The 16,170-nt window shown below is 63.9% G+C and carries 12 protein-coding genes; 2 read left to right on the forward strand and 10 right to left on the reverse strand.

The window, feature by feature from the left end; genetic code table 11:
• Positions 1-506 precede the first annotated feature (506 nt).
• Entirely contained in the window at positions 507-2,294 is a 1,788-nt protein-coding gene (locus L0U82_RS10270; protein ID WP_233830519.1) for a hypothetical protein, read from the reverse strand.
• Between the two features lie 237 nt (positions 2,295-2,531).
• Positions 2,532-3,230, reverse strand: a complete 699-nt coding sequence (locus L0U82_RS10275; protein ID WP_233830520.1) for an NUDIX hydrolase — start codon at positions 3,228-3,230, stop codon at positions 2,532-2,534.
• 111 nt (positions 3,231-3,341) lie between these two features.
• On the opposite strand from L0U82_RS10275, the gene prs reads away from it, so the two are divergent.
• Positions 3,342-4,190, forward strand: a complete 849-nt coding sequence (prs, locus tag L0U82_RS10280; protein ID WP_442793610.1) for a ribose-phosphate diphosphokinase — start codon at positions 3,342-3,344, stop codon at positions 4,188-4,190.
• 33 nt (positions 4,191-4,223) lie between these two features.
• A complete protein-coding gene (locus L0U82_RS10285; RefSeq protein WP_233830527.1) occupies positions 4,224-5,897 on the forward strand; it encodes a nicotinate phosphoribosyltransferase in 1,674 nt (557 codons plus the stop codon).
• A gap of 127 nt (positions 5,898-6,024) precedes the next feature.
• On the opposite strand, the gene L0U82_RS10290 is transcribed toward L0U82_RS10285, so the two are convergent.
• From L0U82_RS10290 to ilvD, 8 genes are all read right to left on the reverse strand, one after another.
• Positions 6,025-7,215, reverse strand: a complete 1,191-nt coding sequence (locus L0U82_RS10290; protein ID WP_233830530.1) for a porin — start codon at positions 7,213-7,215, stop codon at positions 6,025-6,027.
• 184 nt (positions 7,216-7,399) lie between these two features.
• Positions 7,400-8,815 carry an MFS transporter gene (locus L0U82_RS10295; RefSeq protein ID WP_233830532.1) on the reverse strand — a complete coding sequence of 472 codons (1,416 nt, stop codon included), beginning with the start codon at positions 8,813-8,815 and terminating at the stop codon, positions 7,400-7,402.
• 155 nt (positions 8,816-8,970) lie between these two features.
• Positions 8,971-10,272, reverse strand: a complete 1,302-nt coding sequence (locus L0U82_RS10300; RefSeq protein ID WP_233830534.1) for an FAD-dependent oxidoreductase — start codon at positions 10,270-10,272, stop codon at positions 8,971-8,973.
• Between the two features lie 111 nt (positions 10,273-10,383).
• Positions 10,384-10,875, reverse strand: coding sequence for an aconitase X swivel domain-containing protein (locus L0U82_RS10305; protein ID WP_233830536.1), 492 nt, complete (start codon positions 10,873-10,875; stop codon positions 10,384-10,386).
• On the reverse strand, positions 10,872-12,158 hold the full coding sequence (locus L0U82_RS10310) for an aconitase X (protein ID WP_233830538.1): 1,287 nt from the start codon (positions 12,156-12,158) through the stop codon (positions 10,872-10,874). The genes L0U82_RS10305 and L0U82_RS10310 overlap by 4 nt, the downstream gene beginning before the upstream one ends.
• Positions 12,159-13,076, reverse strand: a complete 918-nt coding sequence (locus L0U82_RS10315) for a TauD/TfdA dioxygenase family protein (protein ID WP_233830539.1) — start codon at positions 13,074-13,076, stop codon at positions 12,159-12,161.
• Complete coding sequence (locus tag L0U82_RS10320; protein ID WP_233830540.1) at positions 13,066-14,448, reverse strand: MFS transporter; 1,383 nt, start codon at positions 14,446-14,448, stop codon at positions 13,066-13,068. The genes L0U82_RS10315 and L0U82_RS10320 overlap by 11 nt, the downstream gene beginning before the upstream one ends.
• 1 nt (position 14,449) lies before the next feature.
• On the reverse strand, positions 14,450-16,165 hold the full coding sequence (gene ilvD, locus L0U82_RS10325; protein WP_233830541.1) for a dihydroxy-acid dehydratase: 1,716 nt from the start codon (positions 16,163-16,165) through the stop codon (positions 14,450-14,452).
• Between the last annotated feature and the right edge of the window lie 5 nt (positions 16,166-16,170).

Here is a 16,170-nt window from a genome sequence, read left to right on the forward strand (position 1 = left end):
ACCCCCGCCAATGCAAACGATTTGCGAGCCTATTTACAATAGGTGGGAGTACGTAAGGGGCATGAATAAAATGTAAGGGACGCGAATAAAATTTTCGACAAACGCTATGCGTGACGCAACACGGCCAATTACGGCAATGCATGAACCATGATTCGATTTTAGCGGAATGCCGCAAGCGCGCGGATCTAAATGAAGGTTAGCCAAACGTTTGCGCGTGAAAAACCGGCATATTCGATTTCTATTTGCGCCAATAAGAAACGCACGTTCGTTCAATCGGTGGGATTTTTATGATTGCGCCAATGGCGAGGTCATTGGCGAGGTCATTGGCGAGGTCATTGAACATCTCGCGGGAATAAGCGCGGCGGCGTATTGGCTTTATCGATAAAGCAATGCGCCGGTTCAATGCTCCGGTTCAATGCATTAGCCCCGAGCGCCGCCGTGCGTACAACGCCGCACTCGAGGCAATCGGGACATTCAGGGCATTCAGCGCACCAGAACTACTGAACTCAGGTCGCGGCAAGAAACGCAGCGGCCTTGTCGAGCCCACTCGATTGCCCGTGATGGTTCACCGCGTGATCGAGCAAGCCCTGAATATTCGCGCGCATATCCGTCTGCCGCGGCAGGAACTTGAAGCCCGACGTCTGCATATACTGCGCGCCGAAGTTCTTGAGCCGCGCGAAATAAGCGACGCCGCTGTCATAGGTGCCGCGATCCACCACTTCACGGCCCGTTTCGTTCGGTTCCCTGAACAGATTCACGAGCGTCATCAGGCTGCCGCAGATGCCGGTATTGAGCGTCAGCATCGGAATCAGCGGACTCGCGTCGCAACCTTCCTGGAAGAACGCCTTGAACCTGTCGAGATCGTGAATGATCCCGCCTTTGCTCGCGTCCATGTTCGGCTGGAATTCGAGGCCGTTCGCGCCCGGATCGCGCGTGGCGAGTTCACGCTCGGCCAGATAATGCTCGCGTGCCTTGCTCAGGAATGCGTGAATCTTGCTCTGCTCCCACAGGCGGAAGGTGAACTTCACCAGCCATTCGACACCAGTGACGATCGCCGACACGAGGCTGCCCGCGCCCGGCAGAAACGAACTCAGCGCCAGTGAAACCGCGCCTTTCAGCGCAGTCCACAGTCCCTGGAAAATGCCGGTTTCCATTTCGCCTTCGAGCGCGGAAGCGATCAGCTCCGGGTGGCCGGGCGTGATTTCGATGCGACGACGCTGCAGCCATGCACCGACTTTTTCGACCGCGGCACGCAAGGTCTTGACGATGCCCGAGCCGAGATCGATGGCGGCGCCGACGAACGGCGCAGCGCTCGCGAGGCACTGCGTGACGACGATCTTGATCAGCGAGCGCACCAGTCCGCCGGCGACGTTGAAGGTGCTGGCCGACATGCCGAGCAATGCATTCTTGATCTTGTCGAACGCCCACGTGACCGCGGCTTCGACTTCGCGGCGCAGGTTGTTCAGCGTTTCGGTGACGGTGATCAGCGCGGTCGCGGCGACGGTAGCCGGCAGCACCCACGGGTTCAGGAACAGCGCCGGATCTTCCTTGATCATTTCGAAGCCGGCCTTGCTCACCGGATAAGTCCACGTGACCTTCGATTTGACGACCGTGCTTTCGGCGTTATCCATCGTGGGGCGCACGGTGCCGGTCGCGGCCCAGCGCCGTTCGCGGTTCACGGGTGCGGTGATGCCGAACAGCGAGTCGGCCTGCTTGCCGATTTTGGGTGCCTGCTTGATGAGCGTGCCGGCGCCACGCACCAGCGCCTGCTCCGACACCGAGTGCCCGCCGATATCGACATGGCGGACAGCCTGCGTCGCGCTATTCAGATGGTGCATGTCCGTCGCGAACCCAGCACCGACCGCGCCGCCGACGGTGGCTATGCCTTCCATCGCGATCGTGAAGTAGTTCATGTCGATGTCGATATTGCCCAGCAGATACAGCACGCCATAGCGCGAGTGCGGGATATCGAAGTTCTGGATCTGACGACGCGCGGCCGCGGCCGACGGCCGTGCCGGAGCAACGGCGCTGACCTCGCGGAAGATGTATTCCATCAGGCCGCCGCTTTCCACGTTGCGGCTGACGCGCGCCCAACTGCCGCCCTTCTCCGCGACGTAGTCGTCGAGCGCATCGCGCAGCGTTGCGGCCTTCAGTTGATCGAAACGTGCGGTACACCAGGCGGCGTAAGCGGCATCGACCCGGCGCGTGCTTGTGCTGCGCGACTTGAGTGTGATCGCCGTGCGGCGGATCCATTCCTGCGCGTTGACAACGTCTAACGGCCCTTTCGCGCCCATCTTCAGCTCCCCGTAGCCGATTACCGCGTGGTTGTGTCTTGAACTTTGTGCGCGATGTTAGCAGGGAAACAATGCGTTGCGGGTTTTAGGACGTTCGTGCGCAACAGCGTTGGAAAAATGCCAGGATTGGAGGGGTAAACGCGTCTATTCGGATTCCATTGCGTTTTTATGTCGATGCTCTGATCAGGCGATTTCGTCAGATTAATGCGAATGGCAAGCGCTATGACGCAGATACCATCACCAGCTTGCTCGCCGGAATAACCCAAGCTGGTCGACGCGGAACAACCTGGCTGGCCGCTGATTACCAAGCTGATAGTCGTCGGTCGCGATCAGGACACCTGCTTCGTCGACCGCCTCGCCGGCGCGGACATCCCCGACCTTGATTCCCAGCCGGGAACGGAACGTTGCACGCGTCACCGTTTCACCAAACACCGCTTCATAGGTACGTTGCAGTTGCGTGAGCGTGAACTTCTCGGGAAGCAGCCAGCACGGCAGCGTCGAATAGCTCGACTTGTTTCGTACGCGCTGAACGGCTACGTCGACCTGATCCGCGTGGTCAAAGGCCAGTTCGGGAAGCCGGTCCACCGGATAGAAACTGAACGCCGCCGGTTCGGCCTCGATCAGATCCGCCATCGGCACGAGCGCGACATAGCTGATCGCGACCGACCACCCGCGTGGGTCCCGGTCCGGGCCCGCGAAGGTCTGGAGCTGCTCGACATAACGCGGTTCCACCGTGGTTTTTTCGCGGAGCATACGGCGCACCGAGTCTTCGAGCGACTCATCCTCGTTGGTATGAATGTAGCCACCAGGCAGTGCCAGCGAGCCTCGGCACGGCTCGTTACCGCGCTCGTGCAGCGCCACCATCAGCCCTTCCTGCGATAACGTCAGCAGCACCACGTCGACGCTCACGTCCGGTTTTCGGTAGTGCCTGCTCATCCTGCCTCCCTCGCAAATGTCAAATTTTACCAAAGATAGTTGCGAAATCCTACTAACACTGGATATACTGAGCCAACTTAGTCGTCTTTTACAACTATGTAGGGATGAGCCATGTTGAAGATCAACGCAACAACCAGAGTCCGGAAATCTCTCGAGTTGCCAGACAGCACAATCAATCCTGTTGGCATGAAGGTCCTCAAATTTCCCGGCGGCGAAATGCACGTGACAGTTCAAACCGATGTGCCGGCCGAGAACCTCGAACTGAGTGCACATCTGCCGAACGGGGATGCCGTGATGACGCTGCTGATGGCAACCGATGCACTGCGCCGGGCCTATCCGGATACACCGATCGACCTGCATCTGCCCTACGTGCCGTACGCACGCCAGGACCGCGTTGCGAATCCGGGCGAATCACTGAGTGCCAAAGTGTTCTGCGAACTCATCAACGCGCAGGGCTATCGTCGGGTCGTCATTCAGGATCCGCACAGCGACGTCACGCCCGCGCTGCTCGACCGCGTCGTGATCGACGATCCTCTGCCGGCGCTGCGGCGCGTCGTCGAGCACATTCTCGACAGACATCCGGACGTGGCGCTCGTCGCGCCAGATGCCGGCGCTCGCAAACGTGTGCTGAAGTTAGCGTCACAGCTCGACCTGCCTGCCGTATTCGCCGACAAGGTCCGTGATACGCGGACAGGCGCCATCAAGGGCACGGAGATTCACGACGCGTTACCCGATGGCGCGCTGCTGGTCATCGACGATATCTGCGATGGCGGCCGAACCTTCACCGAACTCGCACGCGTGCTCCATGCAAAACAGGACTACGCGTCCGCTCGGCGCCCGCTCTACCTGTACGTTACGCATGGCATTTTCAGCAAGGGCCTCGATGCGCTGCTCGACGGCTACACGGCAGTCTTCACGCGCAACAACTGGACCAGCGATACACGGGCGATTCACGTCTGAGCCCGCACCATATATATCTATAGGAGCACGACCATGAATGGACTGATTCCCTTCAATCTCGCCGACTTCTACAAAACCGGCCACCCGTCGATGTATCCGGCAGCCACGACCAGACTCGTCGCCAATTTCACGCCACGTTCGTCCAGGTACGCGCCGGTGCTCAAGCAGCTGTTCGACGACAAGGTGGTCTGGTTCGGTCTGCAAGGTTTCATCAAGGAGTTCTTTCTCGGCGTATTTCAGCGTGAGTTCTTCGACACCTCGAAGGCCGCCGCCATCCGCAAGTACAAACGCCGCATGGACACCGCCCTCGGTCCGGACGCGGTACCGGTCGACCGTCTCGAGGCACTCCACGACCTCGGCTACCTTCCACTCGAACTTCGCGCGTTGCCGGAAGGGGTGCGCGTCAATATCAAGGTGCCGCCCGTGATCTTCATCAACACGCATCCCGGGTTCCCCTGGGTGGCGACTTACTTCGAGACGTTGTTCAGCACGGAAATCTGGAAGCCCTCGACGGTCGCGACCATCGCGTTCGAGTTCCGAAAGCTGCTGACTTATTTCGCGAGATTGACGGGTGCGCCGGAAGACTTCGTCAACTGGCAAGCTCACGACTTTTCCATGCGCGGCATGAGCGGTGTACATGACGCCATGCGCTGCGGCGTCGGTCACCTGCTCTCCTTTACGGGTACCGATACGATCCCGGCGATTGACTACGCCGAAGACTACTATGGCGCCGATGCTGACAAGGAACTGGTCGGCGGCTCCATTCCAGCGTCCGAGCACAGCGTCATGACATTGCGCATTCTGGCGACGCTCAAACGACTGCAGCGCGATCCGGCGAATTCCGGCCTGGGCGAGCAAGGTCTGCGCCGACTCGCCGAACTCGAGGTCGTCCGCGAATTCGTTACACAGGACTACCCGGCCGGCATGGTGTCGCTGGTGAGCGATTCGTTTGACTACTGGAACGTCATCACGGTCATCGCGAAAGAGTTGAAACGAGAAATTCTGGCTCGCCGGCCGAACGCGCTCGGGCAGAGCCGCGTCGTGTTCCGTCCGGATTCCGGCGACCCCGTGCGCATTCTCGCGGGCTACCGCGACAGCGAGCTTTCGCGCGACGCCGACGGTTCATTGCGCAGGTCCGGCGACAAGTACATCGTGGCGGCCAACGGTCTGCATATCACCGAAGCCGAGCGTCAAGGCTCGGTCCAGTGCCTGTGGGACATCTACGGAGGCACGTCGACGGACAAGGGCTACAGGACGATCGACGATAAGGTCGGCCTCATATACGGCGACTCGATCTCTCTGCCGCGCGCCTGGGACATCCTGACCCGTCTGGCAGAAAAAGGCTTCGCGTCGAACAACGTCGTGTTCGGCGTTGGCTCCTACACCTACAACATGCTCTCGCGCGACACCTTCGGTTGGGCCATGAAAGCGATCTACGCCGAAGTCGGCGACGAACGGGTCGATATCTACAAGGATCCCGCCACCGACGACGGCACGAAGAAGTCAGCCCGCGGCTTGCCGCGTGTAGAAAAGGAAGGCGACAACTACGTGTTGTACGAGCAGCAGACGCTCGATCAGTTCGGCGGCGGCGAATTGAAGCCGGTGTTTCGCAATGGGGAATTGCTGGTGACGACGACGCTCGCCGAGATTCGCCATCGTCTTGGAGCTTCGTGGCATTGCGCTGAGCCCGGCAGCCTCGTGGAGTGAACTGCGCGGAAGCCGGAACGCGAAAGCGCGGGCCGGTGAGCGCGCCCCGGCACGCTCAGTCGGCTCCGCTGTCTGCTTAAGCGTTGCGGGGGCGTACTCACGAGCAGCCTCCGCAACGCGGCTCCACTCAGAACCGATGCCGAATTCCCGCCAGCAACGCGATCTGACTGTTACGCCCCGCTCCCGCCGGACCAAAGAAGTTGATCGCAACGACGCTCGCATCACCCGCGAGGCGCTGATACACCATCGACATATGCAGGTCGGTGCGCTTCGACAGCAGATAGCTGATGCCCGCATCCACCTGATGCCATCGCGGCCGGTCGCCGGTCGCGAACGACGTCGCGCCGGTGCCGGTATAACCATGACCATCGGTGAAGATGTAGCCGCCCCCTGCCATCAGCGCCGGGGTGAAGTTGTAGCGTCCATTCAACTCGTAGTTGTCGACGCGCAGGCTGTGGCCGCCGCGATAGTCGAGCCGCGTATCGGTCGCGATGAAGTTCACCGCCGCCGCGCCGAACTTGTAGCCGGCGCCCAGCGCTGAAATCCGCTGACGCTCGACGAAGCCCGCGTTATAGAACATGCTGGTCGAGCCGCTGTACTCGTCGCCGATCGCGCCGTTCGGATTGTTGCCCGCGGCGAGCCCTGACGACGGATTGTTCAGCTGCAGATAGCTCGCCACCACATGCAGCGGCCCGCGCACGTAGTCGAGCCCGAAGCCATACGCGCGATTGTTGGCGAAGCCCTGGCCCGCGTCGCCGCCCGCCTGGTTGCTGAACGCGTACAGCGCGCCGAGCTTCAATCCCGCGAGCGGACTTACCTCGTACTTGACGCTGTTATTCAGCCGAAACGTCTGGAAGCTGTCGTCGACGTCGCCGATGTGCGCGCCATAGATGCTGCCGAACTGCAGCCACGCCATCAACGGCGCGACATAGTCGAACGTGTAATCGTATTGCCGGCCGAGTGTCAGCTTGCCGTACTGCTCGCTCGACAACCCGACATACGCCTGCCGTCCGAACAGACGGCCGCCTTGCGACGACGTACCGTTCAGTCCGCTAAAGCCCGCTTCGAGCTGGAACACCGCGGCAAGGCCGCCGCCCAGCTCCTCGCGTCCGAGGAAGCCGAAGCGGTCGCCGCTGCCCCAGCCGGTCGCCATCGACCAGCGCGACGCGCCCTGCGTCTTGATCGACGACGCAACCGTATTCGTCCACGCGATGCCCGTATCGATGATGCCGTACAGCGTGACCGAGCTTTGTGCCTCGGCCGCAAGCGGCGCCGCGCAGGCGCAAACCACCGCAGCAGTGCAGACTGCTGTTTTCATTATCTGTCTCCGGTTTCAATGTAATGGGGTGTTGCGAATCAAAGCCGGCGCAAGCGAGCCCTGCGCGCGAACGTGCCAGGCTCAACGCCGTGCTTCGCGATGCGCAGCCGCGCATCGCCGGTCCTTTCGTTGCTGTCGCTAGTCCTGGTACCCGCTACCTGGTACCTGCTGACTGCTGCCTGCTCTATCGCTCGGCCGCGCGCAGCGTTGCATCCACGCTTGCGCTGTCGTCCGCGAAATCGTGGTCGGTGAAGCCGTCGTCATGCGTATCGCCCGGCCGGTACATACGGCCCAGCACGAACATCAACGCGGCGACGGTGACCACTGGCAGCGCTGCCACCTGGAACAGCTCGCGCACCGGCAGATGCCCGGCGAGCAGCATCCCGCCGATCATCGGCCCCGAGATCGAACCGATCTTCGCGACGCCGATCGCGGTACCAGTGCCTTTCGAGCGGAAGCTGGTCGGATAGACGATCGACGCGACCGCGTTGAGCCCCGCCTGGGTCCCCGCGACGCAGAAGCCGACGCCGAACACCGCGGCGGTCAGCAGTGCGCTATTCAGGTCCATGCCGAGCACGGCGACCAGCGGAAAGCCGACGAGCGGCAAACAGGTGACGAGCCGCACGCCATGCCGATCGATAAAGCGCATCAGCACCAGACCGCCGAGCGTGCCGCCGACCGAGAACAGCGTCGTCATCAGCGCGGCGCGATGCGCGGCGACACCGGTCGCCTCGATCAGCACCGGCAGCCAGTTCTGCAGGAAGAACAGCGCCATCGAATTGGCGATATACGCGAGCCACAGCGCGGTGGTCACATAGCGCAGACGGCCGGCGAACAGCATGCGCGGCGAAAACTTCCCGACACGACGCTCGTCGGTGACGATGAAATTCGCGTCGAGCGGCAGCGCGAGTTCGGGGCGCACGCGCGCGGCGGTCGCCGCGATGCCGTCGCGCGGCCAGCCCTTCAGCACCTGATAGCGCAGCGACTCCGGCATCACGAACGACAGTCCGGCCGCGACGACCAGCGGCGCAAGCCCACCGACCACGAACACCGCGGACCAGCCATAAAGCGGAACCAGCCACACGGCGACGCCACCGCCGAAGCCCGCGCCGAGCGTATAGCCGGTGAACATCAGCGTGACCCACGTGGCGCGCAACCGTTTCGGCGCGAACTCCGACACCAGCACGAACGCGTTCGGCACCGCGCCGCCGATGCCGATGCCCGCGGCAAAGCGCAGCCATAGCAGTTGATCGACGCTTCCCGCCCACGCGGTCGCGAGCGTGATGAGGCCGTACCAGCACGCGCCAAACAGAATCGCGCGCTTGCGGCCGATCCGGTCGCCGACATAGCCGAACAGGATCGAGCCGACCATGATGCCGAAGATATTCGCGCCGAACACTGGACCGAGCACGCTACGCTCGATATGCCACGCGCGAATCAGTGAAGGCGCGGCGAACGCCAGCGCACTCAGCTCGTAGCCGTCGGTCAGCATCACGAGCCACGTCGACGCGATCAGCAGAATCGCGAAGCGGCCGATTCTCTGTTCGTCGATCAGGCGCGACACGTCCACCGTGCGCGCATCGGGCAGGGTTTGAATCATCGTCTCCTCCAGAGGTGCCGCGTCGGCCGCCAGGAAAACCCCGGCGTGGCGCGCGGTTCCATCATTCGTATCGGACGGCGCGGGAACGGGTGCTTGTGTTGAAGCTATTGCGCACCTCTATCTGATTCCCGCTGCCTGTCGTGCCAAGTCGTGCGTCAGTCCTTCAGATGCGGCGGATCGATGCGATCGACGTTGTCGGCGAGCCGCTCGCGCAGCAGCGCGCGATCGATGTTATGAACACTGCCGCCGTCCGCGAGATCGAACGCATGCGCGGCCGCCGCGCCCATCGCGATACACGGCCCCATCACGCGCACGCTCGACAGCGCGGTCGCGTCGGCGTCGATACAGCGGCCGGCCGCGATCAGGTTGTCCGCGTCCTTCACGACAAGGCTGCCGAACGGCACGGTATGCAGATGGTCGTCGCCGAACGGCTTCCATTCGTAGCCTTCGGCGCGATCGTGCAGTTCGATCGGCCACGACGTGCGTGCGACCGCATCGGGAAACTGTCGCGCGGCAATCACGTCTTCGGAACTCAACTGCTGCGCGCCGACGATCCAGCGCGTTTGCCGGATGCCTGGCAATCCGTAGCTGCGGATGTGCGCGTTGCGATAGATATGCGGATACTCGCCACGCAGGAATTCGAACGCACGGTCCGCCTGGTCGCGCCCGACCAGCGCGGTACGCGAGGCCGCCATCGGTTCGAGCGGCGTCTCGATGTGCGTCATGTTGGCGATGCCGATATTGCGGCCGCGGAAATAGAACACGAGGCCGTCCTTGCGTTCGAGCCCATATTGGTGGGCCTTTTCTTCGACACGCTCGCGAAATACGGGCGGTGTCGGCAGATCGGTTTCGTCGAGGTTTTCCAGCACGATCATCTGCGTGCCGCGAATCGGCGTTTCCGGCTCCTGGCAGTCGAAGCCGGCAAGCCACGTAAGCGCCGCGTCGCCGCTCGCATCGACGAAGCCGTTCGCGGCGATGCGCACGTCGCCGTAACGCGTCGCGACTTCGAGTTCGCGCACGCGCCGGCCTTCGCGCACGACGTCGCGCAGCACCGCGCCGAGCACCACCGTGATGCCGGCGTCGAGAATCTTCTGTTCGATCCAGCGCGCGAGCGCGACTTCGTCGTACAGCACCACCGTCGTCAACGGTCCTTCCTTATAGTGCAGCGCGCCCTTGTCGCCGAGATCGCGCAGGATGCCGTCCGCGATGCCGTGCGTGACCTGGAAGCGCTTCGGTCCGTTCGAAAACAGCCCGCAGAACGTGCCGATGATCGAATTGACCGCCTGACCGCCGAGCGCGGGCAGGCTGTCCACCAGCACGACCTTGCGGCCGAGCGCGGCGGCTTCGAGCGCGGCCGACGTGCCGGCAATGCCGGCGCCGACGATGCACACGTCGGCGTCGAGCTTCCAGCCCGTCGGTTGGCCGTTGCGGCGGACGATGCGAGTACCAGTCTTCAAAACGTTTTCTCCTTGAAAAGCAGATGGCGGGTGCGCGCGGGCTGGCCCGGGCGGCGGAATCGGGGGAGCAGTCGGCTGCGTAGTGAGTCAGCCGGTCAGTGGGTCACCAGGTCACGCACGACGACGCTTGAGCACTTCGACGACACCACGCTCGGCATCGACACGCACCCAGTCGCCCGTTTCGATCACGTCGAGCGGATCGGTATCGAAGTCGGTCAGCGACGGCGCGTGACTCACCACCGCGCCGAGCGCGATCTTCGTGGTCATTTCGTTGAACAGCATCGCGGCCGGCGCGGTGCCCGCGATCCGCGCGATATGGAACTGGCTCGACCAGCCCGACGAACCCTTTGCGCCGGGAAACACCAGCACCTTGTTCGCGAAGCTCTGGCCGCGCAGTTCGTGGCGCGTCTCGATAATCGTGCCGGTGCGCGGGTCGATGCCGCCCCAGCCTGAGATACGATCGCGCGTGACCAGCGCCTCGCCCTCGATATAGCCGCCGACCACCTTGCGGCCGCGCAGTACGATCGGTTCATCGAACGCATCGGCTGTCGCGCTGGTTGCCGTGCGCACTACCGTGTTAGTTGTGTTGTCCTGCGTGCTCATGCGGCGAGCCCTCCACTCCAGCGGCCATTCACCGCGGCCTCGATACAGTCCGCCGTCGTGCCGAACCACGCCTGCACACCCATGATCGCGGGCAGGTAGTGCGCCTGCTTCGCCGAGTCGAGCGCGACCACGCGCGTGCCCTTCGGCATCACGCGGCCGATCGCCGAGCAGGTGTCGGTCATCAGCACGCCACCGGCGTCCTCGATCAGTTTCGTGTAGCCGGCCTGGTCCGCGAGTTGGCGCGTCGCGCGCGCGGTGAAGATCCACAGTTCGGTATTCGCGCTGAGGCGCCGGCCTTCGAGCAACTGGCACACCTCCCAGATCTGCTCGATCGAATAGTGCGGGCAGCCGAGCATCACGAAGTCGACCTGCGCGTCTTTCGCGGTGGTGTTCACGCGTTCGTACGCGAGGCGCCGTTCGGCCGCGCCGTAGCGGATCGTCTCGATCGGCTTGCAGCCGCGAAACGCTTCGTCGCGCGTGCGTGCCTCCGGCGTCTGACCGACGATGTGATACATCTCGACGCCGCCCGACGAAGCCGCGGCCGCGCCGAAGTGCTTGAGCTTCGGCAGGTTCGGCACATCGCGCAGCCCGTCGATCACCGGAATGCGGTCCTGCACGATCTCGCCGACGTAATAGCCGAGCAGACCCCAGTCCTGCACCGTCTTCACGTCGATATCGAGTTCGATCAGATGCGTGCCGCCACGGTTTTCATCGAGGTGCAGGCCCCAGTACGGAATCTTGCCGGTCAGCATCGCGGCGCCGGTGCTCTCGCGCCCTTCCGCGTTCGTGCGCGCGCCGAGCACCGCGTTGATATAGATCACCGCCGACGATTCCATCCACGCGCAATGCTCGCCGCGCACCGGCACATTGCCGGTCAGATACGGCGCGCAGGTATTGAGCGGCTGGATGCCCAGGCGCCCGGTGAACGCTTCGCCCTGCCGGTAGAGCTTCACGATCTCGCCGTCGATGCCTTGACGCTCCGCGTGTAGCAGATCGAGCCCTTGCTGCAGATGGCTGCTGAATACCTTCGCCTTCGGCACCTCGACCACTTCGGGGCTATCGAGGTTGAATTCGGAAAACACCGCGTCGAGGCCGCCGTGCTTCACCGCGTAATCGCGCAGGAACGGCATCGTTGCGCCGACCGTGCCGCACACGTTGTTGGTGTCGACCAGCCGCGATGCGCCGAGCGCTTCGCCGTAGCGCACCAGCAGATCCATCGCGCGCTGCACGGCCGGACCGTCGCGGCCGCCGAGCATCGCCTGTTCGTCGTCGTTCAGCTGCATTTAATGCGCTCCGTCAGTGGGTTCGAGTTCCGCCATTTGCGGCATGGCGTGACGGTCGACGTCGACGGTGGTCGCGCGCCGCAATTCGCGGCGTACCGACAGATCGTGACGACGTCCGCGATGCAGCGTGCAGCGGTTGTCCCAGATCACCAGATCGCCGGGCTGCCAGCGATGCGAGTACACGAACGCTCGCGCGGTCGCGTGTTCGAGCAGATCCATCAGCAGCACGCGCCCTTCGGCGATCGTGCGATCGGTGACATGCGTCGTATGCGCGCCGATGAACAGATGCTTGCGGCCCGAGCCGGCATGCTCGCGCACCAGAGGCCAGCGCACCGGCGGCAGCGCATTGCGTTGCTCTTCGGTGTAATCGGTGTCGCCGAGCAGAAAGCGCGAATAGAGCGCGTAGTGCTCCGCTTCGACGCCTTCGAGTTCGCGTTGCTCGTGCTCGGGGAGCGCGTCCCACGCGGCGCGCATGTCCGCGTATTCGGTCTCGCCGCCGGACTCGGGCACGACCACCGCATGCAACATCGAATAGCGCGCGGCCGGCTGCTGGAACGAACTGTCGCTGTGCCACAACTGGTTCGCGAGATTGCCGACGATGCGCCGATGCGCGCGATCCGCGATCTGTCCGGACTCGTCGATGTTCGAGATATCCGCCAGCTCCTGATACGCGAGCCGCGCATGCGGACGCGCAACGCGTTTGAAGCCGAGATCGAGCGGGCCGAGTGAACGCGCGAACGCGAGCTGCTGATCCTGCGTCAGCGGCTGGCCGCGAAATACCAGCACCGCGTATTGGTTCATCGCCGCGTCGATCGCACAGGCGAGTGCTTCGGAGACCGGCGCGGTCAGATCGATGCCGCTGGCGAGGCCAACGAAATCCGGATGCGCGGCATCGATGGGAACGACTTCAAGCGACATGGGCTGCTCCTGTTTGAGAGTTATCCGGCGCGGCATCGTCGCGACGACGATGCAGGCGGCCGAGTGCGAAGGCGAGCAGCGCGACGCACGCAACCGGCACCGCGCCGAGGAAGAACAGTTGCTCGACCGGCAGATGCGCGGACATCAACATGCCGCCGATCACCGGCCCGGCGATCGCGCCGATCTTCTGGATACCGACCGCCGCGCCGGTGCCTTTCGCACGCAACGCGGTCGGATAGACGAGCGCGGCGACCGCGTTCAGGCCAAATTGCGTGCCGACTACCGTGAAGCCGGTGAGGAACACCGCGGCGACCAGCATCGGACCGGGCAGTCCGGTGCCGAGCAACGCGACGAGCGGTGTGCCGACGAGCGGCAGCACGGTGATGATGATCGCGCCGCGCGTATCGACGAAGCGCATCAGCGCGAGGCCGCCGAGTGTGCCGCCGAGCTGGAACATCGCCGACACCAGCGCCGCCTGGCGCGCTGCGAGTCCAACGCTTTCGATCAGCACCGGCAGCCAGCTACTGAGGAAGAACAGCGCCATCGAGTTCGCGATATAGACGGCCCACAGCACCGGCGTCAGCGCGCGCAACCGGCCCGCGAACAGCAGCCGCAGCGAGCCGTCTTGCTTATGGCCGTGCGTGTCGCTATGCGAGTCGCCACCGGTCACGAAGCGCGCATGCGGCGCAATCGCCAAACCCGGCGCGATGCGCGCGACGATCCGCGCGACTTCGGCATGACGCCCTTTGAGCGTCAGGAAGCGGATCGACTCCGGCACCGCGAACCACAGCATCACGCTCGTGACGATCGGCGCGATGCCGCCGATCACGAACACCACCTGCCAGCCGAACTTCGGCACGAGCCATGCGGCGACGAAGCCGCCGACGCTGCTGCCGATCGTGTAGCCGGTGTACATCAGCGTGACCCAGGTCGCGCGCCAGCGCTTCGGCGCGAACTCGGTCGTGTATGCGATCGCATTCGGCACCACGCCGCCGATGCCGATGCCGGCGAGAAAGCGCAGCACCAGCAACTGTTCGAGCCCGCTCGCGCGCGACGCGGCAAACGTGAACGCCGCGAGTACGACGCTGCCGATCACGATCGTGCGCTTGCGGCCGATCACGTCGCCGAGATAGCCGAGCGCGAACGCGCCGACCATCGTGCCGAATACGAACGCGCCGAACACCGGACCCAGCACGCCGTGTTCGAGATGCCACGCGCGGGTCAACGCCGGTGCCGCGAACGCCATCGCGGCGAGGTCGTAGCCCTCGGTCATCATCATCACGCCCATCGCGACGATCAGCAGCACGCCGAAGCGGCGGGTCTGCTGCCGCTCGATCACCGTGCCGATGTCGATTACGGTTTCGCCGCTCATGTCAACGCTCCCGCGCCGGGCGGTCCGCGCCGAGCACCGCGCCTTGCGGCATCGTGCCGACCGTCGCGCGATAGATCTTCAGCCAGCCGGTGTCGTTGACCGGCGCGGGGCGCTGCCACGCGGCACGGCGTTGCTCCAGCACGGCCGCATCGACCTTCAGATCGCACACGCGCCGATCGAGATCGATGTCGATCGTGTCGCCGTCTTCGACGAATGCGAGCGGGCCGCCGGTCGCGGCCTCCGGTGCCACCTCCGCGACTACCAGCCCCTTGCAGACGAGACCGGACAGATGGCCGTCGGTCAGCATCGCGACCTGCTCGGACAAGCCGGCGCCATCGATCGCAAACACCACGCGCGACGCGCCGCCGCCCATCGCTGGGCCGCCGCACACACCGGCGCCGCGCATCACGACGACCTTGCCCGGCTGCACGCGGCCGTCCTTGATTGCCGCGATCGCGTCGTCGGAGGTCGAGAAGCAGATCGCCTCGCCGATGAACTTGCGCTGCTTGGTCGGCGAGATGCCGAACTTGACGATGCCGGCCTGCGGCGCGAGGTTGCCGCGCACCAGCACGATCGCCGGATGATTCGCGAACGCGCGCTCAGGTGCGCGGATCACGTCGTCGTCGGCGATCTGTACGTCGCTCAGGTTGTCTTTCACCGTGCGACCCGTGACCGTCAATGCGCCGGTATCGAGCCATGCTTCGAGCCGCTTCATCACGCCGCGTCCGCCGCCGGCCGCTTCCAGTTGTTCGATCGTGTGCGAGCCGACCGGACGCACGCCGGTCAGCACTGGAATCTGCGCGGCGAATTGTTCGAACAGCGCATATACGTCGACGTCGAGCTGCCCTTCTGCCGCGACCGCCTGCAAATGTTTGACCGTGTTGATCGAGCCGCCGACCGCGAGCACCGTCTTCACCGCATTCGCAAACGCACCAGGCGTCAGGATGTCGCGCGGCTTCAGATCGTCGCGCACCATCTCGACGATGCGCGCGCCCGCTTCGCGCACGAACGAGAACATCCGCGCGCTGTTCGCGGCTACGGGCGTGCTGCCCGGCAACGACATGCCGAGTGCTTCGCTAACCATATGCATCGAGTTCGCGGTGCCGAGACCCGAGCACACGCCCGGGCCCCGAATCGCGTTCTGGCTCATGCCGATCAGGTCCTCGACCGGCAGCTTGCCGGTCAGCGTATGCATCGCGCCGACGAACACGTCCTCGATATCGACGTGCTCGCCGCGATATTCCCCGCTCGGCTGATAGCCGCACGCGACGACGATGGTCGGGATATTCAGCCGCGCGGCAGCCATCAATTGACCGGGCACCGTCTTGTCGCACGATGCGAGGCACACCATGCCGTCGAGCTGCGCGCCTTCGACAGCGACTTCGATGTCGTTGGTGACGAGATCGCGCGCCGCCAGCATGTACGCGCCACGCGCGCCCGCGCCGGTAATGAAGTCGCTCGGCGCCGCGGTGCGAATCTCGAACGGCAGCGCGCCGGCCGCGCGGATCGCGTCCTTCAACTGCGCGGCAATGCCGTCGAGATGGCTAAAACAGGTAGCGAGTTCGGAAGACGAGTTGACGATCGCGATCTTCGGCTTGTCGAGGTCTTCCTCGCTGATGCCGAGATTGCGCCATTGAGCGGCGCGCACCGCGCCAAGGTAGGAACCACGCGGGAAATTGCTGCGCAACGGGCGTTGCGGCTTGCGTCCATCGGACATGGCGT

It is taken from the genome of Paraburkholderia sp. ZP32-5 (assembly GCF_021390495.1).
GTDB lineage: Bacteria > Pseudomonadota > Gammaproteobacteria > Burkholderiales > Burkholderiaceae > Paraburkholderia.

What these genes read in the sequence shown, in the direction of transcription:
- L0U82_RS10270 (WP_233830519.1), bottom strand. Translation starts at nt 2,294, where the DNA reads ATGGGCGCGAAAGGGCCGTTAGACGTTGTCAACGCGCAGGAATGGATC.
- L0U82_RS10275 (WP_233830520.1), bottom strand. Translation starts at nt 3,230, where the DNA reads ATGAGCAGGCACTACCGAAAACCGGACGTGAGCGTCGACGTGGTGCTG.
- prs (WP_442793610.1), top strand. Translation starts at nt 3,342, where the DNA reads ATGTTGAAGATCAACGCAACAACCAGAGTCCGGAAATCTCTCGAGTTG.
- L0U82_RS10285 (WP_233830527.1), top strand. Translation starts at nt 4,224, where the DNA reads ATGAATGGACTGATTCCCTTCAATCTCGCCGACTTCTACAAAACCGGC.
- L0U82_RS10290 (WP_233830530.1), bottom strand. Translation starts at nt 7,215, where the DNA reads ATGAAAACAGCAGTCTGCACTGCTGCGGTGGTTTGCGCCTGCGCGGCG.
- L0U82_RS10295 (WP_233830532.1), bottom strand. Translation starts at nt 8,815, where the DNA reads ATGATTCAAACCCTGCCCGATGCGCGCACGGTGGACGTGTCGCGCCTG.
- L0U82_RS10305 (WP_233830536.1), bottom strand. Translation starts at nt 10,875, where the DNA reads ATGAGCACGCAGGACAACACAACTAACACGGTAGTGCGCACGGCAACC.
- L0U82_RS10310 (WP_233830538.1), bottom strand. Translation starts at nt 12,158, where the DNA reads ATGCAGCTGAACGACGACGAACAGGCGATGCTCGGCGGCCGCGACGGT.
- L0U82_RS10315 (WP_233830539.1), bottom strand. Translation starts at nt 13,076, where the DNA reads ATGTCGCTTGAAGTCGTTCCCATCGATGCCGCGCATCCGGATTTCGTT.
- L0U82_RS10320 (WP_233830540.1), bottom strand. Translation starts at nt 14,448, where the DNA reads ATGAGCGGCGAAACCGTAATCGACATCGGCACGGTGATCGAGCGGCAG.
- ilvD (WP_233830541.1), bottom strand. Translation starts at nt 16,165, where the DNA reads ATGTCCGATGGACGCAAGCCGCAACGCCCGTTGCGCAGCAATTTCCCG.